Origin of the sequence: Nostoc sp. PCC 7107 (assembly GCF_000316625.1) — a bacterium.
Taxonomy (GTDB): Bacteria; Cyanobacteriota; Cyanobacteriia; order Cyanobacteriales; family Nostocaceae; genus Nostoc_B.
Genome location: NC_019676.1, coordinates 1,187,740 through 1,212,609 on the forward strand (window position 1 = coordinate 1,187,740; position 24,870 = coordinate 1,212,609).

Sequence of the window (24,870 nt, forward strand, 5' to 3'; positions counted from 1 at the left end):
TACTAGGGAAATATTCTGGCTAAGAAGGTGATGATTTCTGTCCAAGCAGAGGTAGTCGCAACAGCATCGTAACGATAACCATCATCACGCATAAATGTATGTTCAGCTTCATATAAAAATACTTGATGAGTTACATTAGCATCTGTAATAGCTTTCATTAATATATGGCGATCTCTTTCGGGAATGTGAGGATCAAGAGTACCAAGTATCAGCAGCACTTCGCCTGAAATTTCACTCACTCTATGAATAGTATCAGCTATACCTTTACCGAGTTTGCCGCTAGGAATACCAGTCGGGTAGCAGCAGACAGCAGCTTTAATGTCACTGTGGAAGGCGGCGCGAAACGATAAATGTCCGCCAATGCAAAAGCCGAGAGTACCAATTTTATCAGGATTCACAGCCGCGTCAGCCTTAAGAAAATCAATTACAGCTTGACAATCCGTATCATACTCTGCGATCGCCGTGCGACGTGCATCATCATTTCCCCGCATTCTCCCCAAATCATCTGGTTCAATAACTGCACCAATGGGTTCCAGACGATGAAAAATTTCGGGTGCGGCGACAACATAGCCAAATCCTGCTAGGTAATTAACCAAGCGAATCATCGGACTACCTAATTGATAAATATCACTGTAAAACAAAATGCCTGGGTAAGTTCCGGCTGGTTGAGGAGAGGCGACATAAACCCGCATTAAGCTGTCATCTACCCTTAACTCAACATTGCGCTTAGCGATTTGCACTTGTTTGGCTCCCAGTCATAGTCGTTTTCATTAGCTTTTACAGCATTGAGTGATGATATCGGGATAGTAGCGCGATCGCCTCACCACGAAAATAAAGATACATTTAAAATTAGGTAAAAAACTCATCTTGTCAAAATATGTAAATAACTTGTGCAGGTTCATAACCCTGACTTCTCAAATAAGTTGAGGTTCTTGTTGTTCATGTATTGTTAGTGATACTAGTACAAAAAAGCAAAAGTAAAAAGTAAAAAGTAAAAAGAAATAATATTGACACCACAAGCCTTTTAGCAATTCCAGATGGTCACTGAACGTACCTGTACTGAGCGCAGCCGAAGTAGTTGAAGTCTGGTCTGTTTATTTACACCAACCTGTACTAGATAAGTTCAAATTAAACAAACAGTAAAAATTAAAATGTCAGGCAAAACTTTATAATCTCACCAATCTCATAACAGCACTAATGTCTAAGTAAAATATTCATCAACAGTCATTAACTAAAAGCAAAAATACTTCAAATTTCGATAAATAAATTATTCAAACGGTGTTAAGCTGACTATAGGAATCAAGAAAAGCAAGAACGCAAAAGACTTCAAGAAAAATATTGAAGTAACTTCAATAGAGTCCTTTTGCTCTGGTAAATCCACTTCAATATCGTGAAGCTTTTTGCTAACGATAGAAATCAGCCAGATAAACAGGATACTCACCTTCATACAATCTTGAAGTCAGTGATAACTTGCTTAGATAATTACTAGTAATAATTGGCTATAAAAACTAGTATTATCAGCCAGAAAAAATTACTCTAAGAGACAAGGAAGAAAGACTCTTAGTATATCTGGCAATCTAAAAGACATCAGAAAGGTTACTGAAAATAATGCAAGCCAAATAAAATCTATCTTCGTCATAAAAGATTGATTTTACCCGCATTAATTACTAGTAGATTGAGTAATCTTTCAGGAGTATTTGTTAGCAATACCAGCATCTGCGATCGCTTGATATCTCAGGATATCATTTGCGGCGATCGTGATGAGAAGATTTGAGTAGTTGTGACACATCCAAAAACAGGCAAATTGTAAGTAATCACCATTCAGAGTGTAGTGCAATTTTGGTTGGTTGGGTTTATTAAAACCTGGGGAAATGTCAATTGCCACTGTCACCACTCTTAAGGCTTGAGCAACCGATGGGGATTTAATTACACCAACCTGTAATGTGTATGTCCAGCTTTTCTCAACCTTGCTTTTCATGAGATGAAATTTCTGCACACACCCGATAGCAACCAGGCTACAAATACCAATTTCATCTCTTGAGATTTATCTGAATCTGCATTTGGTAATACTTGCAATATTCCTGAAAAACGAATTCTCAGGTATGCAACCTTTAACCATTATTGACTCTCCAACTTTGTAATCACAATCATCACAGGAAAACACCAACCATGGCTATTGACAAAAAAATCAGACAAATCGCTTTCTACGGTAAAGGCGGTATTGGTAAATCTACCACTTCTCAAAACACCTTGGCAGCTATGGCTGAAATGGGTCAACGCATCCTAATCGTAGGTTGCGACCCTAAAGCTGACTCTACCCGTTTGATGCTGCACTCTAAAGCACAAACTACAGTATTACACTTGGCTGCTGAACGTGGTGCAGTAGAAGACTTAGAACTCGAAGAAGTAATGCTCACAGGCTTCCGTGGTGTTCGTTGCGTAGAGTCTGGTGGCCCAGAACCCGGTGTAGGTTGCGCTGGTCGTGGTATTATCACCGCTATTAACTTCTTAGAAGAAAACGGTGCTTACCAAGACGTTGACTTCGTATCTTATGACGTATTAGGCGACGTTGTGTGTGGTGGTTTCGCAATGCCTATCCGTGAAGGTAAAGCACAAGAAATCTACATCGTTACCTCCGGTGAAATGATGGCGATGTACGCTGCAAACAACATCGCTCGCGGTATTTTAAAATATGCACACACAGGCGGCGTGCGTTTGGGTGGTTTGATTTGTAACAGCCGGAACGTTGACAGAGAAATCGAATTGATCGAAACTCTGGCAAAACGCTTGAACACCCAAATGATTCACTACGTACCCCGCGACAATATTGTTCAACACGCTGAATTGCGTCGGATGACAGTTAACGAGTACGCACCCGATAGCGCACAAGGTAATGAATACCGCACCTTGGCTAACAAAATCATCAACAACGAAAATCTCAAAATTCCTACCCCAATTGAAATGGAAGAATTGGAAGAATTGTTGATTGAGTTCGGTATTCTCGAAAGCGAAGAAAATGCTGCCAAAATGCTTGCTACACCAGCTGAAAGCAGCAAGTAATTTTGATGTAGTTATCAATAATTTCTGAGCAACCAGAACCCCGGTTTTTGTAAAAGCCGGGGTTCTGGCTTTTGTAATTTCTATCGCTGGTCATACTTCAGTAGATTCCACAAACTTAATATATTTAGATAACCTTATAAATATGTTGTCGTGATTAGCAAGCTTAAATATTTTAGACCTGTGTACGCTCCACACCACTAGGAAGTTAAATGTAATGCAGATTTTTCAATTTTGGAATCGATTAACCAAGGGAAAGTTTAGTAAATTATTCGGTCATGCAGTAGTTTTAGGAGTAGGTGCTAGTGTTTTGCTGTTCCATGCTAGTGCAACCGCGGCTGAACAGGTAATTTTAAAATATGGTAGCTTTCAAGGGCCTGTTTCTGTAGCGGAATTGACTGAGTTTGTGCAAACAGGGAAGACTACCCCGACACTGAGAACTTATTTGCAGGTATCTAAACAAGATCCTACTGTAGCCAGGAAAGCACTAGTTGCAGGTATAAAAGCTGAACCTGCTTATTTAGATAGTTTGTTATCTGGCTGGACAGGGCCAATTTTAATTGCTCAAATAGGTGATGTAGTTCATCCACCTGCGGGAGACTTAGATGCAAAGGCGCTACAAACATCTTTGAGTAAGTCTATTCAACAAGATGGGGAAATCACACTGCTGGGCGCAATTCGTCATTATCCAGATAATACTGTAGAAATAGAAGGCGATCGCCTGATTCCAGTTTATGAAAGACTCAGCAGCTTGGCGAAAATCCTTTAAGTACTGAGTGCATTGCCAATTTCAAGCTTCATCAGGTTGAAGTTTGTAGTTGTAGCTTATAGACATACGACCTTAGTAATAGTTAGAACCGATGAAGGATGGTTAATTTATTTGGATACCACTCCGAACATTTACATTCAGTTTTAACGAGCAAATGTCATGACTAAAGAAATAACATACTTGGAGTTATCAGAAGATGGAGGAAGTTCCCATAAGTTTTATGAGGTTATCGTTGAAGATACCCAAGTAAGCATCCGCTACGGTCGCATCGGTGACGTAGGACAAACGCAGACCAAAACTTACCCCACTCCAGAAAAAGCAAAGGCGGAAGCGGCGAAAAAAATTAACGAAAAGCGGAAAAAAGGCTATGAAAATGCTGTGATGGGTGTGCGTCAAAAGCGTTCTGTGACTCGCCGAGAAGTTGCTAGTACTGTCTCAACGTCCAAACAAGCGCCCATTCTCTGGAAATTTGCGGCTAATTCAGCGGCTTTTGGCATTTTTATTGATGCTAACCGTTGCTGGCTGGGTAATCAAGCTGGGCAAGTTTTTGCTTTGAACCATCAAGGTAAAGTCAGCAATCAATTTAAGCTCCCTGATGGGGTTAAATGTTTGGTAGCTGATGATATCTGGATTTACGCTGGCTGTGATGATGGCAATGTCTATGATTTGACTGGTAAGTTACCCCGTGTTGCTTACAAAATTGATGAAAATGTCGATATTTTCTGGCTAGATATTAAAGATGGTTTATTGGCTGTTTCTGATGCTAATGGTGGCGTAACAACGATAGATCATGATGATGAGTCACAATGGACTCGGTTGAGTCAAGGTAATTCTGGCTGGATGGTTCGCTGTGATGAAGCGGGGATTTATCACGGTCATAGTCAAGGCGTGACTATGTACGATAATCAAGAAGGTCGAATGGTTTGGCATCAAAAAACTGGCGGGAGTGTGCTATTTGGTTGGCAAGAAGCATCCGCAGTTTACGCGGGTGCAAGCGATCGCAAAATTTATAGTTTTAGCAAGCAGGGTCAGCTACTATCAATATACAAGTGCGATGCTGCGGTTTATTCTTGCGCCACTGCACAAAATGGTAAATATGTGTTTGCTGGTGACAATAATTCTTCGATTTACTGCTTTAACCAAGCGGGTGAAAGATTGTGGAAGTTGGGAACTGGTTGTGGTTCCGCTTTATCGATGCAGTTTTGCGACTCTCGAATTTATATTGTAACCACTGATGGGGCTTTAGCTTGTATTGATGCTAGTGAAACTGCGATCGCTTCTGCTCAAGCTGGTACAATTCCCAATGCAACTATTATTAAAGCACCAAAAACTGAGGGAGTCGCACCTTCTGAAGTTCTCGAAACCACCACAGATACAAGTGTTGGGGTAATCGTTGAGTGTTTTCAAGATGGTGATAAATTACGCGTCAGAGTGGTTTCCCCAGGATATAATTTTAACTGGAATGTGCAGTTTCCCAAAGATATTCGCCAAGCTGGCGATCGCTATCTTGTTCAAGAAGTCCGCGAGTCAGCTAGAGGCGGCTTTTATCGCGCCTATGGAGATATTAAAAAGATAAATAGTTAAGGTTCTAAATTCTTCAACTAATGTCTCTTGCAGGTAAAGCAACTGTGCGAATGGCAATCGCTTGCTTTTTGCCATTACGATTGATGGTAATTTGCATCATGTCGCCAACTTTGGTAGTTTCTACCAATTGTTGCACTTGCCGAATATCTTGAATGGCAACACCGTTAATATTGTCAATAATGTCGCCCGGACGCAACCCAGCACGGGAAGCGGGAGAGTTTGGGGCGACTCCTAAAATAATCACACCTGTATCTTGATTAACTTTTAAACCTGTATCACTCTGATTAATTTTGCTGCGTAAATCAGGCGTTAACTCACCCATTTGAATGCCCACATAAGGATGATCTACTCGTCCTTTAGCAATTAATTCATTGGCGATTCTTTGGGCTGTTTTGATGGGAATTGCAAAACCTAATCCTTGCGCTCCTTGGATGATAGCAGTATTCATCCCAATTACTTCGCCTTGAGCGTTGAGTAATGGGCCACCAGAATTACCAGGGTTAATGGCTGCATCAGTTTGAATAAAATCGACGCGTTCGGTGGGTACTCCTAAATCAGCAACTGAACGCTGAGTTGCACTGATAATTCCCTGGGTGACTGTATTATCTAATCCTAAAGGATTGCCGATGGCGATCGCCCATTGCCCCGGTAACAAATTATCCGAGTTACCTAACTTGACTGTCGGTAATCCTGTACCTTTAATTCGCACCACCGCCACATCAGTCACTCTGTCAACGCCTACCACCTTACCTTGTAGGCTGCGTCCGTCTTTTAAAACCACTGAAACGTTATCTGCATCTGCGACAACATGGGCGTTCGTCAAAATAATCCCATCCGCACTGGTAATAAATCCTGAACCAATACCCCGTTGTACTTCTTCTCTACTTGGCACCTGTGCGCCAAAAAAACGCCCTAAATAAGAGTCTTGTGGAGATACTGACACAATCCGTGTCGAATTGATGCGTACCACTGCTGACCCTACTTGTTGCACAACCTGAGTGATATAGTTTGCATCTTGATTATTGCTGGGTACTGCTGGATTGAGTGTTGCTGTAACTAGAGGATTTTTACCATCTCTATTGGCAATACATCCAGTTAATAGCAAAGTTAAATAAAGCGAACAATAGGGAATCAGTCGTTTCATTATGGGTTGATAGGGCTATTGAGTTGTAGTAATAACCAAGTTAAATAAGTGCCGAAAGGCCCCCACAATGCGTAAGGTAGAAATAGCCATGCAGCTGTTGGCGAAATTGGCTTAACAACAAAAGCCAAAATGTAGACCAAAACTGTCGCTAAACCGCCCACAATTATCCCACCTGTCAAACTACGAAGTTCTACCACAACGGGACTGTAAAGTGATGTTAGTAAAGCGATCGCACCATAAACTATTAGCAAACCCCAAGGACGAGAACCTTTTTTGCAGCTTTTCTCCCACACGATAATTGCCGAAATCGTGATGCAAACCCAAATGAAAGTCCAAATAACAGGAATCAGAAACTCAAAGGTTAACCAACTGGGACGTTGCAGGTTTTGAAACCAAGGGTCGCGCAGCGATGTGAACAGGCTACCACCAAAAAACAGGGCTGCTGAAGCTGCTGTAATTATCCATCTAGCTTTCACTAAGACTCCTGTCATAATAATACATTTGTAGTTTAGATTGAATCGGCGATCGCTGCACCTATCCTTTGACAGGTGACATGAGGGGAGAAGTTATGGTCGCAAAAATAACTGAGTCATGTAGTATGTATTCCCAACTTGCCAGATTCCCACACCCGTTTCTCTGAATACTGGACGCAGAATATTGGCTCGGTGTCCGGGGCTGTTCATCCAAGCTTTGATGGCGGCTGGTACAGGTTGCGGCACATTGGTAGATGTGAATAAATTTTCCCCAACCATCCAATAATTGATTCTGCCTGCACGTACTCTGTCTCGTAAGGTACTACCATCTGCGCCAGTGTGACTAAAGAATTTTTCTGCGCCATCTGAAGGCTGTAATGACGCGCAACTTGAGTGAGTTTTTCATTATTTTGTAGCGGCTGAAGTCCATTTTGCTGACGCACTTGGTTAATACCTTGGCGAACCGCGGCTTCCATGTCTGCAATTTTGGCAGATTCGGCAGAAATGACAGGCTGTGGTGGTTGGTTTGATGGTAATTCAATCCTGGGCAACGGTGGCGCGTATCTTAGCATTTCCTCGCAACCGCTGGCTAATAGTGCGATCGTTGCTGATGCTAACCAAATTATTTGAGGTAGTTTGTTTTGCATCTACTGATTTACCGTTGTCTAAACACCCAGTTTTCTTAAATTTATGGTTCTTTCTCCAGACAAGAACCATAAATTTAGCTGTCATGATGAATTTGCGCTGAGTTCTGTCTTTAAGGTAACAAAAATAGCAAAATTCAACTGAGCTAAACTTGAGAGTCGCATTGCTGGAGAAAGAAGCAGAATGAGTTTCAGAGTAGGGGATTGAGTGATAATCTCACTTCTCTGTCATCTGGATGATTTATAAACGACCAATATTAGTCAGCCCTAAAACAATCCCAATACCCACGATATGACCAAAAGCCATAGCCGCGATAAAGGTGGTAACACTAACTGGCAAACCTGGTAATTTAGGCCCTACTTGTGGTTGTTCGATGCGGGTGGATAGCAAAAGCATGATCACACTGCTAACGCTAATAATGATACCTACGGTAGGAGTCCACGCGGGAGTTGCGGGAACATTAGCGGCTGCTGCCAGTAAATTTGATAACATCAAGGTTCTGTCTCCTAAATGACAAAATTCATAAAACCTTCAAAATTATAGAATTACTGAGTCAGGAACCAGAGATTGTTAGCAAAAATTCGCTCTTTAGAACTATATGCGGGTTAAAATCTGCGGCATCACTCAACCACAACAAGCTAAAGCGATCGCATCTTTAGGCGCAACAGCTTTAGGATTTATTTGTGTACCTACTTCGCCTCGTTATGTTACAGCAACGCAAATTCGGGCAGTTGTCACACAGCTACCAGATGATATTGATAAAATTGGCGTGTTTGCTAACGCTCCAATAGAGGAGATTAGCCAGATAGTTAATGATTCTGGTTTAACTGGTGTGCAGTTACACGGAGATGAATCACCAGAGTTTTGCCACCAAGTGCGTCAAAAAATCCCCAATGTGGAAATTCTCAAAGCACTGAGGATAAAAAGTTTTGACCATCTTGCACAAGCATCGATTTATGCTCAATACGTAGATACTTTACTACTGGATGCCTATCATCCCCAACAATTGGGCGGTACAGGCCAAACTTTAGATTGGGCAATGCTAGAAAAATTCCACCCCGGTAGCCCGTGGTTTTTAGCGGGAGGATTAACACCAGAAAATGTCTTAGCAGCTTTAAGCCAAGTCAACCCTGATGGGATAGATTTATCCAGCGGTGTTGAAATTCAACCAGGAGATAAAGATTTACACAAGGTAGCACTCCTATTTGCCCATCTGAAGCCTTAAGCATGAAGTGTGAAGTATGAAAAATAAAATTTCATACTTCACACTTCACACTTCACACTTCACACTTCTAAAAGAAGCTTGGTTGATGGCGAATCAAGTTGAAGAATTCTTCGCGGGTTTTTTGTTCGTCTTGAAATACACCCAGCATGGCACTAGTCACAGTCCAAGAACCAGGTTTCTGTACCCCCCGCATGACCATACACATGTGAGTAGCTTCCATCACTACTGCTACACCTTGAGGTTCCAAAATCGTCTGAATCGCTTCGGCAATTTGGCGAGTTAATCTTTCCTGAACTTGCAACCGTCGGGAATACATTTCCACAATCCGGGCTAATTTACTTAAGCCCACAACTTTTTGATTAGGAATATAAGCCAGATGCGCTCTTCCCATAAAAGGTAGCATGTGATGTTCGCAGAGGCTAAAAAAATTAATATCTCGAACTAGTACCATCTCGTTATGACCTTCATCGAAGATCGCACCATTCAAAAGTTCTTCTAAAGATTGGTTATAGCCACTGGTGAGAAACCGCATTGCCTCAGCCACACGCTTAGGAGTTTTGAGCAATCCTTCGCGCTCAGGGTCTTCGCCAACGCCGACTATGATGTTCCTAACGGCATCCATCATTTGCTCCATGTGTTCCTCAGAAGGCTGGTGCAAATCCGGTAGTCGTCCGTCGTGAGTGTTGCGATCGGGTCTGGTATTAATGGCCTCTGCCAAATCGGGAATCAGCGGAGATTGAAAACGATTAGAACCGTTAGAACTAGCAATAGTCATGATGTAATTTTCAGTTGAATTTTGGATGTTTGCTATGAGTTAAAGAGATACTCAGCACTCAGCACTTAGCACTCAATACTCAAAATGTGCCTGTATTGGGCATGAGAATCAATTCATCAATCACTGCTTGTGGTGGCAATAAGACAGTGTGGAGGATTGACTGTGCCACAATTTCTGGAGTTAACATTTTTGAACGGTCAAAGTTGGCATGAACGGTGTCTGTGTCCCAGATTTCTGTATTCACAGAACCAGGACAAATGGCCGTAACACGGATACCGTGGGCGCGTTCTTCTTGAGCCAGGGTTTGAGAAAGGGCTAGAAGTCCGGCTTTGCTAACACAATAGGCTCCCCATCCAGCAAAGGTTTGCTTGGCAGCTATTGAGGCTACGTTGATAATTGTGCCTGTGCCGCGATCGCGCATTCCCGGCAAAATTCCTTTGATGCACTCAAATACACTGGTGAGATTGATGTTAATAACTTTTTGCCAGTCTTCTAAGCTGGTGTCGATTAAATTAGCTGTATAGCCTATTCCGGCATTATTTACCAAAATATCTATGTTGCCAAAATCTTGAGCGATCGCATTTATTTTCGCTTCTACTTGTGGTAAATCGGCTAAATCCAAGGTGTATGCTTTGGCTTCTACTCCGGTTTGCTTGGCTGCTGTTGCTACCGCCTCTAATTTATCTAAAGAACGGCTAACTAAGGCAACATCTATGCCTGCCTTGGCAAATGCCAGTGCTGTTGCTTTGCCAATTCCACTACTAGCCCCAGTAATCAGGGCATTTTGTTTCTGCTTACTACTCATGCTTTCCCTCATTTTTTTGGCAGTGACCCAAGCTCCTTGCCACCAAATTATTTAAGTCTTTCGGATTGGCTACATTAAAGTAACCTTAAATTCCGATAATTTTTTTTGACAATTGCTATGTTGAATTGTCAGTTTGGGCATTTTTGCCAATTAGATATATCCCAGTGATGAAAATTCTTCTTCATCTGGGTGTTTTGGCTGTCTACTCGCAGTAAGGTACTAAAAACTACATAAATCTCTCATTTAAGTGAGACGATTCATCATCAATACAAATGCCTATGGTTAAAAAGATTGTTAAAAATCTTTAAGAACCATAGGCAATTATAACATTGCTCTTGAGTTAATGACCCAGGTTTGCCTGGCTAGTGGGGAATTTCTGTAAAAACACCAATTTTGCGGAATTTTTCGTAGCGCATTTGCCGTCTTTCTGGAGATGTTAACTGTTTAAGTTCGTCTAAGTTATCTAAAAGTGCTTGTTTGAGGGTGGTTGCTGCTTCTAGGGGGTCAGAATGAGCGCCGCCGATTGGTTCCGCTAAAATTTGGTCAATAATCCCTAAATTTTTTAAGTCATGGGAAGTAATTTTTAAGGCGACAGCAGCTTGAGGTGCTTTGCTGGCATCTTTCCAGAGAATCGCCGCACAACCTTCAGGGCTAATCACAGTGTAAACAGCGTGTTCAAACATCAGTAGGCGATCGCAAATCCCAATACCCAGCGCCCCACCAGAACTTGCTTCACCAATCACTGTGCAAATAATCGGTACATCTAAGCTAAACATCTCGCGCAGATTATAAGCTATGGCTTCACCAGCACCTTGATGTTCGGCGGCTACTGTGGCTAAAGCGCCGGGTGTATCGATAAAAGTTAAAATCGGCATTCTAAACTTATTGGCGTGTTCCATCAGCCGCATTGCTTTGCGATAACCACCAGGAGCAGCCATCCCGAAGTTACGCGCAATATTATCTTTAGTGTCACGCCCTTTTTGTTGACCTAACATCACCACCGGCTGCCCACCTAAACGAGCTACACCAGCAATTAAAGCCGGATCATCAGTCCCACAGCGATCGCCATGCAACTCCATCCATTCATCTGTAATCGCCTGGATGTAATCAAGAGTGCTAGGACGACGGGGATGACGGGCGACTTGCACCCTTTGAGCCGGAGATAAAGTACTAAAAATCTCCTCACGCAGTTTTGTAGCGCGTGCTTCTAGCTTACGAATTTCACCAGATACATCAACGCCATTTTCTTCTGCAAGTTGCCGAATCTGCTCAATGCGGTTGGAGAGTTCTGCTAACGGCTTTTCAAAATCCAACAGTAGTGGTTTACGCTCGGTAGTAGCCATATTAACTAGGGGTGAGGAACTAGGGATTGGGGATTTAAAAAGTAAAAAGGCAAAAGTAAAAAGAATCTTTTAACTTTTAACTTTTGACTTTTTTAAAGCAGCAGAGGCCTAAAGCCGTGTTTCACCGATGCTTGACCAATCTGCTCCATTTTGTCTACGGTAATCTGATTACGCCCCCAAGAAAAGTTCGTATGTAACTTCTCAAATTCCAGTAGCATAGCTTCGGCAAAACAGGCAAATAGCTGGCGTTCTGGCACTTCCATATTGACGATTTGCATTATTTTCCATTCAATATCTAAAGAATGTTCAACAATGCCACCGTTGAGTATATGAACGCCATGATGTTGAATTTTCGTAGCTAAGTTTTTGGGATAGCCACCATCAATCAGTAGACAAGGTTGTTTTAACGTCTTGGGGTCAATTTCCACGCCTTTGGGCATACTTGCCACCCAAACTACAATATCAGCTTCGGGTAATGCTTCATCCAAAGCCATGATTTTACCTCGCCCCAATTCGTCTTGGAGATTTTGCAGTCGTTCTTGGTTACGGGCTATCAGCAAAATTTCTTTGACATCAGTTTTGGCATCTAGCCAGCGGGTTACTGCACTACCAATATCCCCAGTTGCACCACATATAGCCACTGTTGCTTTCGACAGTTCAATTCCTGCTTGTTTTGCAGCTGCCTCTACTTGCCGACAGATAATGTAGGCAGTGTGTGTATTACCTGTAGTGAAGCGTTCAAACTCTAATTTGATGTTGCGGACTTGGCTGAACTGCTCCAAATTAAAGTTTTCAAAAATAATTGATGAAAAACCGCCTAAAGCTGTGATGTCTATATCATGCTTTTGAGCATGAGCCATTGCATTCAGAATTTTGCGTGTTGCCGCCTTAATCCGCCGATTTGCCAGCATTTCTGGTAAAAAGCATGATTCTACGTACTTGCCTTCGATTATCTCTCCAGTCAGGCTGGTAACTTTAATGTGATCAACAATTTGTGGTGGGGCGCTGCACCAAAAATCAAGACCTTGATCGGCATATTCTGGGTATCCCAATTGTTGAGCTACCGCTTGAGCGTGTTCTAAACTAGTCAGATGTCCAATTAGACCAAACATGTAGTGTATTAGGCGTTTGCTGCGTCGAAAGCGTGGAAGTTAGTGGGTAAGTGACAATACCTAACCTTAAAAAATACAATAAAGTCTGAAGTCTGAAGTTTTAGCGAAATCGGATTCAAGAGTCAGAATTCAGGATGAATTCTTGACGAAAATCTCAATAAATCAGTGGGTTTAAGATTCTGGCTCAGTTATTCTGTATCCTGAATTCTCACTTCTGGATTCTTTTTTCATCTTCATCCTTCATACTTCATACTTGTTTTAAGCAGCGGAAAGTCCGTAGGCTGACAAGCGCATGATATCTCTGGTTGTAAAGCCAATTTTACTTAAAGCTTCACCGTATTGAATCATGAAATCTTCGACTAAAGCGTCTTTCTCCATGCCTAAAACGAGGGCATCGTCTGCTACTTGGTTGAGCATTTTCCAAACTATGGGTAAATTTTGGCGATTTGCTTCTTCTAGCTCTATTTTGGATGCTTCAAAGTTTTGTTGGAGCCAAACTTCACCAAAGTTTAAATGACTGTATTCATCTTTGACTACTCCCTCGGTAATTTTGCGGGCAAAATCATCAGCAAAAGGAATGTAGCAGTTGTATGCAGCGATCGCAAAGCATTCAATAATCAAAGATTGAATCAGTAAGCAGGTGACAACTTTATTTTCGGCTGCTCCGGCTTTAAAGTTATCGTGCAGAGGTGCAAAAAACTCCTTAGCAAATTGCAGGTCTGGGGTAACTTTTAAATTGCGTCCACAAGCTTCAAAGCCTTTTTTATGGCGGCTTTCCATTTTCGACAAGCCAATCAGTTGATCGTGATTTGCCGGCAGCAGTTCAGCTAGTTTGATGTAATTCTCATAAGCTTCTTGTTCCCCTTCAATCACGATCGCATTAATACGACTATAGGCATCTTTATATGTTTCGCTTTGGAAATCAATTTCTAATTCGGCTGCCAACTGCTGCATGGTATCTTCACTCCTGTAAAATGAATTATTTGATACTAACGCTTAATTTCCCCTGTAATTTTAGGGTAATCTTCACTGTTGTTTAATTTAACTTAACAAGTCACTATGTAATAGATTAGCTTTTGCTGGGGGCGATGCTCTAGTGCTAAAGAAACAAATGAATCAAGAGTCAAGGGTTAATCGTCCCTAGTCAATAGTCAATTCCTCTCCAGCCCCTAGCTTCTGCTATCTATTTACTCATGATTAAATCAAGTGGGAATCTAAAATCTGGCGATATTGTTAGTTTAGCGGTGCTGCTACTCGGTGCATTAATTGTCTTACTCCCGCTATTTGTTGTGTTTTTCACATCTTTTGCACCTCCTGGCGCTACTCCAGACATGATGCCTCAAGGTTGGACTTTAGGTAATTACCATGATGCGTGGCAGCGAGGGAAGTTTCTGTTGGCGTTTGCTAATTCTACCTTAGTAGCGATCGCCGTCACGGCGTTTCAGTTGATCACCTCAGCTTTAGCTGGTTACGCCCTGGCGAGATTGAAATTTCGTGGTAGACAAGCTCTATTGTTAGTTGTTTTAGCAACCTTGGTAATTCCTTTTCAGCTGTTGGTTATACCGATATTTTTGGTTTTAAAGTGGGGACACTTAATTAATACTTATGGGGCGCTGATTTTACCAACGGCTGTCAATGGTTTTGGCATATTTCTCTTACGTCAATATTTTCAAACCATTCCAGTAGAATTGGAAGAAGCCGCAACTATTGATGGGGCGAACAGGTTACAAATTTTGTGGCGGGTATTGTTACCTTTAGCCCGCCCAGCTTTAGTGACATTATTTTTGTTCACCTTTATTGCTGAATGGAATGATTTATTTAAGCCTCTGGTATTCACCACACGCCCAGAATTAAGAACAGTGCAGTTGGCATTAGCTGAATTTCAAGAGCAATTTACCAATAACTGGCCTTTGATGATGGCGGCAGTAACTATTGCAACGGTGCCAGTTATCATACTGTTTTTGATTGGCCAGCGGCAATTTATTCGCGGCATTGCGACCACAGGGATGAAGAATTGATTCTGATGAGAATTTCTTATCTTGGCAGACTTAACAAAAAATTGAGCGTTTTCCAACGGTGTTAGGCAAAAATTTCGAGATGTTTGCTCATCAAAAATATCATCTCAGCGCATAGCACACTTTAGTAATGAAACCTGAATTAAAAAACAATTGTCAGAAAACTATGAATTACAAGAGAACTAGATTAGCGATAAAAATAGGTTTTATACCTGGAGTTATGTGTAAATAGTTTTTTGTTTTTTACGCTTTGAGATTTTTCTAAAAATAAATTACTTTAAATTTACATATAATAAAAATAAAAACTATAATTTTAATTAATACTTAAAGAAGTATTGAGATTTAATGATTTGGGTATTTTATTTCGACAGAATATTTGAATAATTAAATAATTCATAAGTATGTTTAACATTGCCAGTAAATTGAATAACATAGAGAAAATATACTGACGAGAGTATTAGATGGAGCCATTACAAAACCAGATCCTGACTTTAAGCCATAAACTGGATGCCCTCTACCAGGTAATTGAGCAGCTTGATTTTAAAGTGGATCAGGCTTTCTCAGAATGCTCTTTAGCAAAAACACAAGCAAAAGATAACTATCAAGAAAATAGTGATACTTTTCCTTATAAATTAAAAGGATCAATTAGTTTGAATCCAGAATTGGAACATAAGGATGTTCTCACTGATTGCATTTACTTAGACATGAATCGTCAAGGTGGGGATAAGGTTTTAACACCAGAAATTCAGATACAACGACTGACAGCGCAATTAACCGCAGCCTACAATCGGATTGCGGCATTAGAAGAACAATTACTCCGAGAAAGAATTCATTAATGGTTCAATAGTCAATATTTACAAGAATTTGCCAGAACTTTCTCAGTCTGGTAATTTTGTGTTGAGTTCGCCCTCTAGCAAAGTGCTGAGTTAAGAGTTTTAGCAATCAATTAATGTTTAAAAATACCTTTATTGTTAAATGAACCATATTGAGCTGTTGGAATCAGACTTTTTAGAAAAATCTCAGTATATGTAGTGGACTAACACGACTAAAACGAAGCAATAGGTTTAGATACAATTAACCGCAGATAAATGCAGATGGACGCGGATAAAATTTCGGTTAATTTTATTCAAACTCTAATGCAAAAAAAATACCAGGCGATTGGAAATCGCGGCTACACAAATCGAGTCCGCCTAGCGCGATAGGTGGACTATCTCAAAACCCGCCTACGCGGGTTTAGTTTGTATAGCCCCAGACTTCAGTCTGAGATTCATAAATTCAATACTAATAAAAACTATAATAATAGCGTTAGTTCGTTAAAAAACTAACGCTATTTTTTAAATAAATTCAGGGATAAAATATTAACGAATGTTCCCTGATGTTTACTATAAATTAAAGCCACGTACATTTATTAAACAGTACTGCGATGAGTTAGCAAATTCCACAAGAAGACTGCGACAATAGCACCTAAGACTGCAACCAAAATACCAGGAATGCTAAGAGTTGGAGCCGCCAGTACAAAATTGCCCGTACTGAAGAATACTCCTAAGCTACCACCAATAAATGCACCTATGATACCTAACAAAATTGTTCCCAATATGCCGCCGCCTTGATGACCAGGGTAGATAGCTTTAGCAATAGCACCAGCAATTAAACCTAAAATAATCCAAGCAAGAATGTTCATTTGTTTTTTGTTTGTAGTTAATGTTTTTTCTGACAATTACAGATTAACAAGTTCAATAAGTTCAGCCAATCTATCATCAGAATTAATTATTCGTAGCCTGAAGGGGTATTTGAATATGGCTGTAACTTCTTTGGAGGTATGCCGAAATCAATATAGGTAAAAACTCAAGAAAAAGCCCATAGCTGCTGTGAAACTATGGGCTGGTTAATTCATTGCTTGGTAATTGCAGTATAAGCATTTCTCATTAACCCTATCCTCTACTAGAAGAATTAAGCTTAAATGACAATTATGAACATTCTTAACAATAAAAATGCGAATTTCTTTCAACCTCTGGTAGAGTGCAACCATGAATTGCCTACATAGGATCAATACAGTCAAACCCAAGCACAATTTCAGCGCATTGCAACTTATGACATTTAATTACCGATGGAAAAATGGCGCTCGACCAAATCGAGACGAAGCAATTAAGTAGGTAGATGTTAAAAATTGGTGTTATGGCAAGGCAGGAGGTGAGGCAGCCCTCGTCTTGGCGTTCCCGTCGTTCGCGTAGCATCTCCGTCAGGAGATGGGGGACTGCCGAACCCGAAGGGCAGAAGGGAAGAGGGTTTTAGACAAATTTACTTTTCGTTATATAGTTCGGTTTATTTGCACAGTTCTGACTTGAAAATACTTTGCGCTGAAATTAAGCAGAAAAAATGACGGTACAGACTGTGTTTGACAATCCGAACTCAAGTAAAGACAGGTTATTTCAATCAGGCAAGCGTTGGCGACGCAGTTTCTAGCTGAGTCAGTGAAACTTCATATCCTAGTTTTTGCAAACGTTTAACTAAACGTTTTTTGTCGCCTCTGGCTTTTGTTTATCGAAATAATCACCTCCTAAATCTTGATAAGTCTCCTGACGCAAAATTAAGTAGTAGGCGATTTTTCAAATCGAATGTGCAACAGCGATTATCGCACTTTTCCATCCAGGGCTTGTATGAGTTGCTCGCGTTTGTCTTTTAAACGCTTGGATGCCAGTTCAGCCATCAGTTGTGGGTTAGTTTCTCCCTTGACAATAGCATCCAGTATCATTCTTGCTGATACTCCCATGACATCTGATACCACTGCCGCTAGTTTGATATTCGCCCCTTCTAACACCTTTTGGACTCGATTGACTAACGTTGCTCGCTCACGAATGAAATTTGTCCGATGGCGAATCAAGTCACGCAAATCCTTTTGCTCTATCGGTGGAATAAAACTAGCACGCAACAGTCCGTGCATCAGTAATTCTCCAATCTATTGAGCATCCTTGGTATCAGTTTTCCGTCCAGGTACGTTTTTGATGTGGTGAGCATTCACCAGTAATACTTGAAAATTTGCCTCCAAGATATTAAATACTGGCCGCCAATACTCTCCCGTGCTTTCCATCGCTACGTGAGTACATTCCCTTGCCATCAACCAATCTGACAAATGTAGTCAATCCCTGGTCATTGTTCCAAATGTTTGAATTTCTTTGTGACAACCACCACTCGATTTGGGTGTGATTGCACAAGCCACTACTGTCTTTTTATGGACATCCAGACCTGCACAACGGGAATATACTATTTCCATAACTACCTCACCTGATCTTGGCGACAAGGCACAGTGTCCTGTTGATACCCATGAGTCATAATCTGACTTACGTGCTTTCCTCTTTAACAGGCGCAACAGTTACCGGTTCTTGCGGGTATCTGGTTCTGGCTATTTAACAGGCTTTTACGCACCAAGAACGAACGAACTCTGTAGAACACCATGCTCCTTTTATTATCCCTTTTTCATGCGTTCTGCTGTACGCAGTTCATGACGGCTACTTAGACACAAATATTTGCTAACACACAATTATCAGGGTGTAAGTATGAAAAACTTTTACACCCCGATACTTTTACACTTAAAAGCCGCTTTTCTCAATGCTTGGGGGTTAACTTAGCACCTTAACCTGCTAATTCCCGATACCTTTGTTGAACTTCTGCAATTTCAAACAGCGCTTCAAACTTTAAACCAACAGATTGGTACAATTCTGCACCTCCTTGCTTGCGGTCTACAAGTCCAATTACTTGCTCAACAGTATATCCTGCATCTTTAAGGCGATTCACCGCTTTTAAGGCAGACTGGCCAGTTGTCACTACATCTTCTAAAACGACAATTTTTGCACCTTCTGCCAAAGTGGGGCCTTCAATATAAGCTTTTGTTCCGTAACCCTTGGCTTCTTTGCGAATAATTAGTGCTGGGATGGGTCGATTTTCATAAACAGAAACCACGCTGACTGCTGTCACAATGGGATCAGCACCTAATGTTAAACCTGCCACAGCTTGAGTATCCGCAGGTAGTAGGGGAAATAATAAGCGTCCAACGGCTAAAGCACCTTGGGGATGAAGAGTTACCTGGGTTTTATTAATGTAATAAGTACTACGTAGCCCTGAAGCCAGTACAAAATCACCTTCTTGATAGGCGAGTTGGCAAAACAAGTCTAGTAGTTTGTGGCGCAAAGTAGTTAAGTCAGCAGTAGCTGACCACATATCAGCCTGGGTAAGGGTTTCAGTAGAATGCGTCATTACAAATGATTATCAGTTGTGCTACACCAAAGGTTGAACTCATCAGAGTTCTGCAATTAAGCATAAGTTAAGATTTGCTCAAAATTGAGGAGTTAAGCAAGATGGGTATAAAGTTTCAACCCTTTGGTGGTTTTTTAGTGCTTTTAGCTACAGGGTTCGTTTTTCCCTCTATGGCATTTGCTGAGACGGCAACACCCAATTACGAAACAGCTAATGAAGCATTTGAGCGAGCTTACTTCCGTCACGATCGCAATTTTTACGAAAATAACACTCCCAAGCGTCAGCTACAAAATTTTCTGGGTAATGGTTCCGGTTTCAAGGATTCTTTTCCAGAAAATGAAATAGCCCGTGATGCTGAATTGATGAACACTCTCTATCGAGATGTTATGACTCAGCAAGTCGGTAATGACCCTTATCTACGTACACCAGATTTACCCAATCCTTATGACACTTCTTTACTTGCATCTCCTCGCTTAAATAGTAACAAGCTCAAAGTCGGTACAGAATTCCGCTTTTAAAGTGCTGAGTGCTGAGTAGTTAAAAGAAGTGATTAGAAGCTTGCCGAAGTTTTCTACAGAGTTAATTCTGAATTCTGAATTCTGACTTCTGAAATTCTGCTTGATACAACTGATTACTCACTCAGCACTTAAAAAATCCAGGGTGCAGGAGTTGAACCTGCCTTGGGCGAATTATGAGTTCGCTGCCTCAACCGCTCGGCCAACCCTGGTCGAATATTAATTTTATCTCAAATTTACTATTTGTCTACCCTTGTACCACAGTTTATCAGATTTTTATACTACATAATTTAATTATGAAATGATGCACACTATGATTGATTAAGTTCCTTTAAGGATTGAGGCACATAACTTCAATGCTCTTAATATAGGCCAGCATTCTTCAGCAACAGCTTATCAGCGATGAAAATAAATTCTACTGTAATACTGACGTTGATTCTGTTAATCCTGATGTTGGGCGCAGGGTCTGTAAGTGCGTTTTTAGGGTTTAATTTGGGAAGTTTGGCTCTCAAAGGAGTATCAACCCCAGATGGTCGCCCGACCACCAAATTCGCCAGCGCTAAGACCAATAACTCCCAACAGCCAGGAGTAACGTTATTAAAAGAAGAAGAAATATTAAAAATTGTTAAGTCTCGGATTGATGGTAAGGGTAAAGCTGCCAAATCAGAAAAATTAGAAGACGACGATGAAGATATTAACAACAAAAAGAAGCCGCAAGAAAAACCACAGGAAGTAGTTGAAGAAAAACCCCAACCAGGATTCCCCGTGAATGCCGAAAGTGAAGGTGTAACTTTTGCAGTGCAATCGGCGCGTTATTCTGGAGGCGATTTACTTTTGAAAGTAAAAATGCAGAACAAAGGGAAAGATTCTGTGCGCTTCTTGTATAGTTTTTTAGATGTTACAGACGACAAAGGTAGAACCTTAAGCGCCAGTACAGAAGGTTTACCAGCAGAATTACCTGCCAATGGCCCGACATTTTCCGGTACAGTGATTATTCCTACAGCTTTACTGGATGATGTGAACAAAGTGTCTCTGTCTCTGACAGATTATCCTGCACAAAAACTCAAGTTAGATGTATCTGACATTCCTGTAGCAAGGTAGGGACGGGAAGTAAAAAGTAAAAAGTAAAAAGGCAAAAGATTCTTTTTACTTTTACCTTTTACCTTTTTACTTTAAGTGAATTTACAAGAGCTTTGGCAGTGATTGGTTTTCCTGGTTTAACTTGGGCAGATGTAGGGCTGCGATTATTATCAGTACTACTGCTGATTGCCATCAATGCCTTTTTTGTGACAGCAGAATTTTCGATGGTGACAGTGCGGCGATCGCGGATTCATCAGTTAGTTAAGGCTGGTGATATTCAAGCGATCGCCGTTGAAACGTTGCAACGCAGCATTGATCGGCTGCTATCGACAACACAGTTGGGTATTACCCTTTCGAGTTTGGCACTGGGCTGGATTGGCGAAAGTACAATTGTCGCATTGGTTAGCACATGGTTGAAATCCTGGCCTTTACCCGCCACAACAACTAACTTTATCGCCCATTCCCTGTCAATTCCCATAGCCTTCTTTTTAGTAGCCTATCTGCAAATTGTCTTAGGGGAATTATGCCCAAAATCGTTAGCGCTGCTTTATTCCGAACAACTAGCGCGATTTTTAGGCCCTTCCGTTAAAGCGATCGTCCGTTTTTTCAGTCCCTTCATCTGGATTCTGAACCAATCAACTCTTTGTTTGTTACGAATTTTTGGTATTGAATACACAGGTCAAAGCTGGAGACCACCAGTTACCTCAGAAGAATTACAGATGATCATTGCCACAGAACGAGAATCTACTGGCTTAGAACATTCTGAACGTCAACTGCTAAATAACGTCTTTGAATTTGGTGATGTCACCGCCCAAGATGTGATGATTCCTCGGAATGGGATGATCGGTTTACCAAAAGATGCTACGTTCCAGAATTTACTTCAAGAAATGACTGCTACAGGTCACTCCCGCTATCCCATTATTGGCGAATCTTTAGATGACATTCGCGGCATTGTTTATTTTCGGGATTTGGCGCAACCCTTGGCGATGGAAAAACTCACTTTTACATCCCATCTCCAACCGTGGATGCGTCCCGCCCGATTTGTCCCAGAAAACACGCCCTTAAGTGAACTATTGCCTATGATGCAGCAAGAAAAGCCCGCTATGGTCATCGTCGTAGATGAATTTGGCGGGACTGTTGGGTTAGTGACCATCCAAGATGTGATTGGCGAAATTATTGGCAATACAGGAGAACCAGCAAATAGCGAAGACTTGTTAATTGAGATTGTGGATCAGAACACATTTTTAGTACAAGCACAGATTAATCTCGAAGACCTCAACGAGGTTTTAAATCTCAGTTTGCCTTTAACGAGGGAATATCAAACTTTGGGTGGTTTTGTACTTTATCAATTACAGAAAATGCCCACGAAAGGTGAAATCTTTGTATATCAAAATCTTCAATTCACCATAGTCTCAGTTTTTGGGCCAAGGCTGCATCAAATTCAAGTTCAACGCTTACCGAGGGAGTAATAGGACTTACGCACAAACATGGTCTGTTGCGCTTGGGAGGGGTATTAGGGTTGTAAAATTGCTCTTGGGAGAGGTATTAGGGTTGTAAAAACCTACACCCTTACACCCTAAGCATAAGTAACCTGGTCTTGTAATCCCAATTCATCAAAAGCTGCCAGCCGTAGGCGACAAGAATCACAGACTCCGCAAGCCACATCACCGCCGCTATAACAAGACCAAGTTAAATTCCAAGGAACACCTAAAGTATTACCAAGCTGGATAATTTCAGTTTTTTTCAGATTCACTAAAGGGGCGACGATCGCAATTGGGCTACCTTCTCGGCCTTGCTTGGTTCCCAGGCGAAAAACTTCCTGCATTGCTTGGATGTAGTCAGGACGGCAATCAGGATAGCCGGAATAATCTAAGGCATTCACACCAATGTAAACTCGTTCAGCAGCGATCGCTTCTGCATAGCCTAAGGCAAAGCTTAAAAATATCGTATTCCGCGCAGGTACATAAGTTACAGGAATATTTTGCGACATTTCATCCAAAGAACGCGCTTGGGGTAAATCGATTTTGTCATCAGTCAGTGCTGAACCACCCCATTGTCGTAAATCAAAATTGACTACCTGATGTTCTACCACCTGTGCTGTTTGCGCTACATACCTAGCTGAGTTTAACTCTCGGCGATGTCGCTGTTGGTAATCAAAAGAAATTGCGTAACATTCACAACCATCCGCCTTGGCTTGATACAGTACAGTAGAAGAGTCCAATCCCCCAGACAACAAAATTACGGCTTTCATCTCGGCTGCCAAACTTTTAGATTTTAACTTGCCAAATCATCATATTAAAAAAGTACAAATCAGCCTCACCCATCTTTTTTTTCTATACTGTACCAGTTTATAAACTGGACTATTACCTCAGTGTGATTGTCACTTTTTTGTAATTTTACCGACCAAAAAATTATTTATTTATCACGTTTTAAGTTGGTAAATCTACCGCTAAACAATTGCCTAACTGACATTGATAAATTTTCACTTACAATTTAGTTTATGTTTAAAGTTAATAAAAAAACACATTAGCTATTGTGCAAATACCAAAAAACTGATTGATTTAAAACTGAACATAAAAAAGACAGCCAGATTGCGGGAACTATCGCAAACTTTGAAATTCTTCATAAACAGAGCCTCTATGTTACCATCTGGATGGTTTTAGACGGATCATACCTGGCTGTTCAGTATAAATGCCAACGGCCGCAGCGTCTCTAAATTTGGTGGTTGAGGAGAGAACAATAGTGCAAAATAGCATGTCAGTGGCAGAATCAAATTCATACACACAGCGCAATCAACCAAGACCGATTCGCGTAGGCGTAATCGGGGTGGGTAACATGGGACAACATCATGCCCGCGTATTGAGTTCAATGAAAGATGTTGAACTAATCGGTGTGGCAGATATCAATGTTGAACGAGGCTTAGAAACCGCCAGCAAATACAAGGTGCGTTTTTTTGAAGATTATTGTGACTTGCTACCCCATGTGGAAGCAGTGTGCATCGCCGTACCTACTCGCCTGCATTATGCTGTCGGCATTAATTGTCTATTAGCTGGAATTCACGTTTTAATTGAAAAGCCGATCGCTGCTAGTATTTCCGAAGCAGAATCTCTAGTCAATGCCGCGGCTGAATCTGGGTGCATTTTGCAAGTAGGTCACATTGAGCGCTTTAATCCGGCATTTCGGGAACTGAGTAAAGTCCTGAAAACTGAAGAATTGCTGGCGCTGGAAGCTCACCGGATGAGTCCTTACTCAGATCGGGCTAATGATGTTTCCGTCGTATTGGATTTAATGATCCACGACATTGACTTAATGCTAGAATTAGCTGCCTCCCCAGTTGTCAAACTGACAGCAAGCGGTACGCGTGCTTTAGACTCTGGTTATTTAGATTACGTGACAGCCACCTTGGGATTTGCCAATGGCATTGTTGCTACTCTCACAGCCAGCAAAGTCACTCACAAAAAAATTCGGCGCATTGTTGCCCATTGCAAAAACTCCTTCACAGAAGCAGACTTTCTCAAGAACGAAATTCTGGTTCATCGACAAACAACCACCAATTTAACTGACAATCGTCAGTTACTTTACAGACAAGATGGTTTGATTGAAAAAGTCTACACCACCAATATTCAACCCCTAAGCGCAGAGTTAGAGCATTTTGTCTATTGTGTCCACGGTGGAAATCAACCTTCCGTCGGTGGAGAACAAGCTCTCAAAGCCCTCAGATTAGCCAGTTTAATTGAGCAAATGGCTTTAGAAGAGAGAGTTTTTAACCCATTAGATTGGGAATCTGATTCCAGAGTCCAATCTTTAACTTCCACAATTTAACAGTTCTGCTCAATTGAATACATAAAATGTTTAGGGGCGTAATCATTATTGCGCCCCTAAAATTTGGCTATTATGTAGAATTTACGCAATGAGATGAATAATTGCGTGGGTGTAATTAAGAAAAACCTTACACCCATATTCATCACTAATCTTTCTGATGAATATGTCTCCAACAAGTACTGATTATCAGTAAAGTTTTTAGAAGATTAACGCTAGATTAGGCAATTAAATTCATGCAGCAATTTTAGGAAGAGA

At 41.2% G+C, this 24,870-nt stretch carries 26 protein-coding genes, 1 tRNA gene and 1 pseudogene; 10 read left to right on the plus strand and 18 right to left on the minus strand.

Annotation, left to right across the window (positions count from 1 at the left end; translation table 11 throughout):
* Window positions 1-2 precede the first annotated feature (2 nt).
* On the minus strand, window positions 3-740 hold the full coding sequence (locus NOS7107_RS05045) for a dienelactone hydrolase family protein (RefSeq protein WP_015111908.1): 738 nt from the start codon (window positions 738-740) through the stop codon (window positions 3-5).
* 947 nt (window positions 741-1,687) lie between these two features.
* The gene (locus NOS7107_RS05055) at window positions 1,688-1,978 is read right to left on the minus strand and encodes a hypothetical protein (protein WP_015111909.1); all 291 of its coding nucleotides are present in this window, start codon (window positions 1,976-1,978) and stop codon (window positions 1,688-1,690) included.
* Window positions 1,979-2,169: 191 nt separating this feature from the next.
* Here NOS7107_RS05055 and nifH point away from each other — a divergent pair, with 191 nt between their 5' ends.
* The 3 genes from nifH (at window position 2,170) to NOS7107_RS05070 (ending at window position 5,410) form a co-directional block, all read left to right on the plus strand.
* Entirely contained in the window at window positions 2,170-3,060 is an 891-nt protein-coding gene (gene nifH / locus NOS7107_RS05060) for a nitrogenase iron protein (RefSeq protein WP_015111910.1), read from the plus strand.
* Window positions 3,061-3,274: 214 nt separating this feature from the next.
* Complete coding sequence (locus NOS7107_RS05065; protein WP_015111911.1) at window positions 3,275-3,826, plus strand: alpha/beta hydrolase; 552 nt, start codon at window positions 3,275-3,277, stop codon at window positions 3,824-3,826.
* A gap of 159 nt (window positions 3,827-3,985) precedes the next feature.
* Window positions 3,986-5,410: a WGR domain-containing protein gene (locus NOS7107_RS05070; protein ID WP_015111912.1), complete on the plus strand. Its 1,425-nt coding sequence runs from the start codon at window positions 3,986-3,988 to the stop codon at window positions 5,408-5,410.
* 13 nt (window positions 5,411-5,423) lie between these two features.
* Here the strand turns inward: NOS7107_RS05070 and NOS7107_RS05075 are convergent, their stop codons facing one another.
* The 4 genes and pseudogenes from NOS7107_RS05075 to psaK all read right to left on the minus strand — a co-directional run bounded on the left by NOS7107_RS05075 (window position 5,424) and on the right by psaK (window position 8,167).
* On the minus strand, window positions 5,424-6,554 hold the full coding sequence (locus NOS7107_RS05075; RefSeq protein WP_015111913.1) for an HhoA/HhoB/HtrA family serine endopeptidase: 1,131 nt from the start codon (window positions 6,552-6,554) through the stop codon (window positions 5,424-5,426).
* Window positions 6,554-7,045 carry a TspO/MBR family protein gene (locus NOS7107_RS05080; RefSeq protein ID WP_044499690.1) on the minus strand — a complete coding sequence of 164 codons (492 nt, stop codon included), beginning with the start codon at window positions 7,043-7,045 and terminating at the stop codon, window positions 6,554-6,556. Before NOS7107_RS05080 ends, NOS7107_RS05075 begins: the two co-directional genes overlap by 1 nt.
* Before the next feature lie 75 nt (window positions 7,046-7,120).
* Window positions 7,121-7,674: pseudogene (locus tag NOS7107_RS05085) on the minus strand (CAP domain-containing protein).
* A 238-nt stretch (window positions 7,675-7,912) separates the two neighbouring features.
* The gene (psaK, locus tag NOS7107_RS05090) at window positions 7,913-8,167 is read right to left on the minus strand and encodes a photosystem I reaction center subunit PsaK (protein ID WP_044499692.1); all 255 of its coding nucleotides are present in this window, start codon (window positions 8,165-8,167) and stop codon (window positions 7,913-7,915) included.
* Between the two features lie 103 nt (window positions 8,168-8,270).
* Here psaK and NOS7107_RS05095 point away from each other — a divergent pair, with 103 nt between their 5' ends.
* The gene (locus NOS7107_RS05095) at window positions 8,271-8,897 is read left to right on the plus strand and encodes a phosphoribosylanthranilate isomerase (protein ID WP_015111916.1); all 627 of its coding nucleotides are present in this window, start codon (window positions 8,271-8,273) and stop codon (window positions 8,895-8,897) included.
* Window positions 8,898-8,964: 67 nt separating this feature from the next.
* On the opposite strand, the gene folE is transcribed toward NOS7107_RS05095, so the two are convergent.
* The 5 genes from folE to NOS7107_RS05120 all read right to left on the minus strand — a co-directional run bounded on the left by folE (window position 8,965) and on the right by NOS7107_RS05120 (window position 13,886).
* Window positions 8,965-9,672, minus strand: a complete 708-nt coding sequence (gene folE, locus NOS7107_RS05100; RefSeq protein ID WP_015111917.1) for a GTP cyclohydrolase I FolE — start codon at window positions 9,670-9,672, stop codon at window positions 8,965-8,967.
* A gap of 79 nt (window positions 9,673-9,751) precedes the next feature.
* Window positions 9,752-10,477 carry an SDR family oxidoreductase gene (locus NOS7107_RS05105; RefSeq protein WP_015111918.1) on the minus strand — a complete coding sequence of 242 codons (726 nt, stop codon included), beginning with the start codon at window positions 10,475-10,477 and terminating at the stop codon, window positions 9,752-9,754.
* Between the two features lie 362 nt (window positions 10,478-10,839).
* Window positions 10,840-11,820 (minus strand): acetyl-CoA carboxylase carboxyltransferase subunit alpha, encoded by a 981-nt coding sequence (locus tag NOS7107_RS05110; RefSeq protein WP_015111919.1) that lies wholly within the window; start codon window positions 11,818-11,820, stop codon window positions 10,840-10,842.
* A 92-nt stretch (window positions 11,821-11,912) separates the two neighbouring features.
* Window positions 11,913-12,932: a long-chain acyl-[acyl-carrier-protein] reductase gene (locus NOS7107_RS05115; RefSeq protein WP_015111920.1), complete on the minus strand. Its 1,020-nt coding sequence runs from the start codon at window positions 12,930-12,932 to the stop codon at window positions 11,913-11,915.
* 258 nt (window positions 12,933-13,190) lie between these two features.
* On the minus strand, window positions 13,191-13,886 hold the full coding sequence (locus tag NOS7107_RS05120; protein WP_015111921.1) for an aldehyde oxygenase (deformylating): 696 nt from the start codon (window positions 13,884-13,886) through the stop codon (window positions 13,191-13,193).
* Between the two features lie 239 nt (window positions 13,887-14,125).
* Between NOS7107_RS05120 and NOS7107_RS05125 the strand changes: the two genes are divergently transcribed.
* Both NOS7107_RS05125 and NOS7107_RS05130 read left to right on the plus strand, forming a co-directional pair.
* On the plus strand, window positions 14,126-14,950 hold the full coding sequence (locus NOS7107_RS05125) for a carbohydrate ABC transporter permease (protein WP_015111922.1): 825 nt from the start codon (window positions 14,126-14,128) through the stop codon (window positions 14,948-14,950).
* Between the two features lie 458 nt (window positions 14,951-15,408).
* Window positions 15,409-15,783, plus strand: coding sequence for a hypothetical protein (locus tag NOS7107_RS05130; RefSeq protein ID WP_015111923.1), 375 nt, complete (start codon window positions 15,409-15,411; stop codon window positions 15,781-15,783).
* A 572-nt stretch (window positions 15,784-16,355) separates the two neighbouring features.
* Here NOS7107_RS05130 and NOS7107_RS05135 read toward each other — a convergent pair.
* The 5 genes from NOS7107_RS05135 to pyrE all read right to left on the minus strand — a co-directional run bounded on the left by NOS7107_RS05135 (window position 16,356) and on the right by pyrE (window position 19,198).
* Window positions 16,356-16,628, minus strand: coding sequence for a GlsB/YeaQ/YmgE family stress response membrane protein (locus NOS7107_RS05135; RefSeq protein WP_015111924.1), 273 nt, complete (start codon window positions 16,626-16,628; stop codon window positions 16,356-16,358).
* Between the two features lie 948 nt (window positions 16,629-17,576).
* Complete coding sequence (locus NOS7107_RS29110) at window positions 17,577-17,888, minus strand: hypothetical protein (protein WP_052314752.1); 312 nt, start codon at window positions 17,886-17,888, stop codon at window positions 17,577-17,579.
* A gap of 15 nt (window positions 17,889-17,903) precedes the next feature.
* Window positions 17,904-18,062 (minus strand): transposase, encoded by a 159-nt coding sequence (locus NOS7107_RS29115; RefSeq protein ID WP_216594396.1) that lies wholly within the window; start codon window positions 18,060-18,062, stop codon window positions 17,904-17,906.
* 21 nt (window positions 18,063-18,083) lie between these two features.
* Window positions 18,084-18,218, minus strand: a complete 135-nt coding sequence (locus NOS7107_RS29645) for a hypothetical protein (protein ID WP_301280981.1) — start codon at window positions 18,216-18,218, stop codon at window positions 18,084-18,086.
* 359 nt (window positions 18,219-18,577) lie between these two features.
* Window positions 18,578-19,198 (minus strand): orotate phosphoribosyltransferase, encoded by a 621-nt coding sequence (pyrE, locus tag NOS7107_RS05145; protein WP_015111925.1) that lies wholly within the window; start codon window positions 19,196-19,198, stop codon window positions 18,578-18,580.
* Window positions 19,199-19,299: 101 nt separating this feature from the next.
* On the opposite strand from pyrE, the gene NOS7107_RS05150 reads away from it, so the two are divergent.
* Window positions 19,300-19,716, plus strand: coding sequence for a hypothetical protein (locus NOS7107_RS05150; RefSeq protein WP_015111926.1), 417 nt, complete (start codon window positions 19,300-19,302; stop codon window positions 19,714-19,716).
* Between the two features lie 136 nt (window positions 19,717-19,852).
* Here the strand turns inward: NOS7107_RS05150 and NOS7107_RS05155 are convergent.
* Window positions 19,853-19,925: transfer RNA gene (locus NOS7107_RS05155), tRNA-Ile, on the minus strand.
* A gap of 190 nt (window positions 19,926-20,115) precedes the next feature.
* On the opposite strand from NOS7107_RS05155, the gene NOS7107_RS05160 reads away from it, so the two are divergent.
* Both NOS7107_RS05160 and NOS7107_RS05165 read left to right on the plus strand, forming a co-directional pair.
* Window positions 20,116-20,814, plus strand: coding sequence for a hypothetical protein (locus NOS7107_RS05160; protein ID WP_015111927.1), 699 nt, complete (start codon window positions 20,116-20,118; stop codon window positions 20,812-20,814).
* A 98-nt stretch (window positions 20,815-20,912) separates the two neighbouring features.
* Window positions 20,913-22,262, plus strand: coding sequence for a hemolysin family protein (locus NOS7107_RS05165; protein ID WP_015111928.1), 1,350 nt, complete (start codon window positions 20,913-20,915; stop codon window positions 22,260-22,262).
* Window positions 22,263-22,369: 107 nt separating this feature from the next.
* Here the strand turns inward: NOS7107_RS05165 and queC are convergent, their stop codons facing one another.
* Window positions 22,370-23,044, minus strand: coding sequence for a 7-cyano-7-deazaguanine synthase QueC (queC, locus tag NOS7107_RS05170; protein WP_015111929.1), 675 nt, complete (start codon window positions 23,042-23,044; stop codon window positions 22,370-22,372).
* 491 nt (window positions 23,045-23,535) lie between these two features.
* On the opposite strand from queC, the gene NOS7107_RS05175 reads away from it, so the two are divergent.
* Complete coding sequence (locus NOS7107_RS05175) at window positions 23,536-24,615, plus strand: Gfo/Idh/MocA family protein (RefSeq protein ID WP_044500526.1); 1,080 nt, start codon at window positions 23,536-23,538, stop codon at window positions 24,613-24,615.
* Window positions 24,616-24,870 lie beyond the last annotated feature (255 nt).

Bases quoted from the DNA above. Each gene is read 5' to 3' on its own strand.
- pyrE (WP_015111925.1), bottom strand. From the start codon at position 19,198: ATGACGCATTCTACTGAAACCCTTACCCAGGCTGATATGTGGTCAGCT.
- NOS7107_RS05070 (WP_015111912.1), top strand. From the start codon at position 3,986: ATGACTAAAGAAATAACATACTTGGAGTTATCAGAAGATGGAGGAAGT.
- NOS7107_RS05120 (WP_015111921.1), bottom strand. From the start codon at position 13,886: ATGCAGCAGTTGGCAGCCGAATTAGAAATTGATTTCCAAAGCGAAACA.
- NOS7107_RS05125 (WP_015111922.1), top strand. From the start codon at position 14,126: ATGATTAAATCAAGTGGGAATCTAAAATCTGGCGATATTGTTAGTTTA.
- NOS7107_RS29645 (WP_301280981.1), bottom strand. From the start codon at position 18,218: ATGGAAATAGTATATTCCCGTTGTGCAGGTCTGGATGTCCATAAAAAG.
- NOS7107_RS05095 (WP_015111916.1), top strand. From the start codon at position 8,271: ATGCGGGTTAAAATCTGCGGCATCACTCAACCACAACAAGCTAAAGCG.
- folE (WP_015111917.1), bottom strand. From the start codon at position 9,672: ATGACTATTGCTAGTTCTAACGGTTCTAATCGTTTTCAATCTCCGCTG.
- NOS7107_RS05065 (WP_015111911.1), top strand. From the start codon at position 3,275: ATGCAGATTTTTCAATTTTGGAATCGATTAACCAAGGGAAAGTTTAGT.
- NOS7107_RS05150 (WP_015111926.1), top strand. From the start codon at position 19,300: ATGGGTATAAAGTTTCAACCCTTTGGTGGTTTTTTAGTGCTTTTAGCT.
- NOS7107_RS29115 (WP_216594396.1), bottom strand. From the start codon at position 18,062: ATGGCAAGGGAATGTACTCACGTAGCGATGGAAAGCACGGGAGAGTAT.
- NOS7107_RS05115 (WP_015111920.1), bottom strand. From the start codon at position 12,932: ATGTTTGGTCTAATTGGACATCTGACTAGTTTAGAACACGCTCAAGCG.
- NOS7107_RS05075 (WP_015111913.1), bottom strand. From the start codon at position 6,554: ATGAAACGACTGATTCCCTATTGTTCGCTTTATTTAACTTTGCTATTA.
- NOS7107_RS05080 (WP_044499690.1), bottom strand. From the start codon at position 7,045: ATGACAGGAGTCTTAGTGAAAGCTAGATGGATAATTACAGCAGCTTCA.
- queC (WP_015111929.1), bottom strand. From the start codon at position 23,044: ATGAAAGCCGTAATTTTGTTGTCTGGGGGATTGGACTCTTCTACTGTA.
- NOS7107_RS05055 (WP_015111909.1), bottom strand. From the start codon at position 1,978: ATGAAAAGCAAGGTTGAGAAAAGCTGGACATACACATTACAGGTTGGT.
- NOS7107_RS05110 (WP_015111919.1), bottom strand. From the start codon at position 11,820: ATGGCTACTACCGAGCGTAAACCACTACTGTTGGATTTTGAAAAGCCG.
- NOS7107_RS05160 (WP_015111927.1), top strand. From the start codon at position 20,116: ATGAAAATAAATTCTACTGTAATACTGACGTTGATTCTGTTAATCCTG.
- NOS7107_RS05130 (WP_015111923.1), top strand. From the start codon at position 15,409: ATGGAGCCATTACAAAACCAGATCCTGACTTTAAGCCATAAACTGGAT.
- NOS7107_RS29110 (WP_052314752.1), bottom strand. From the start codon at position 17,888: ATGCACGGACTGTTGCGTGCTAGTTTTATTCCACCGATAGAGCAAAAG.
- NOS7107_RS05135 (WP_015111924.1), bottom strand. From the start codon at position 16,628: ATGAACATTCTTGCTTGGATTATTTTAGGTTTAATTGCTGGTGCTATT.
- nifH (WP_015111910.1), top strand. From the start codon at position 2,170: ATGGCTATTGACAAAAAAATCAGACAAATCGCTTTCTACGGTAAAGGC.
- NOS7107_RS05105 (WP_015111918.1), bottom strand. From the start codon at position 10,477: ATGAGTAGTAAGCAGAAACAAAATGCCCTGATTACTGGGGCTAGTAGT.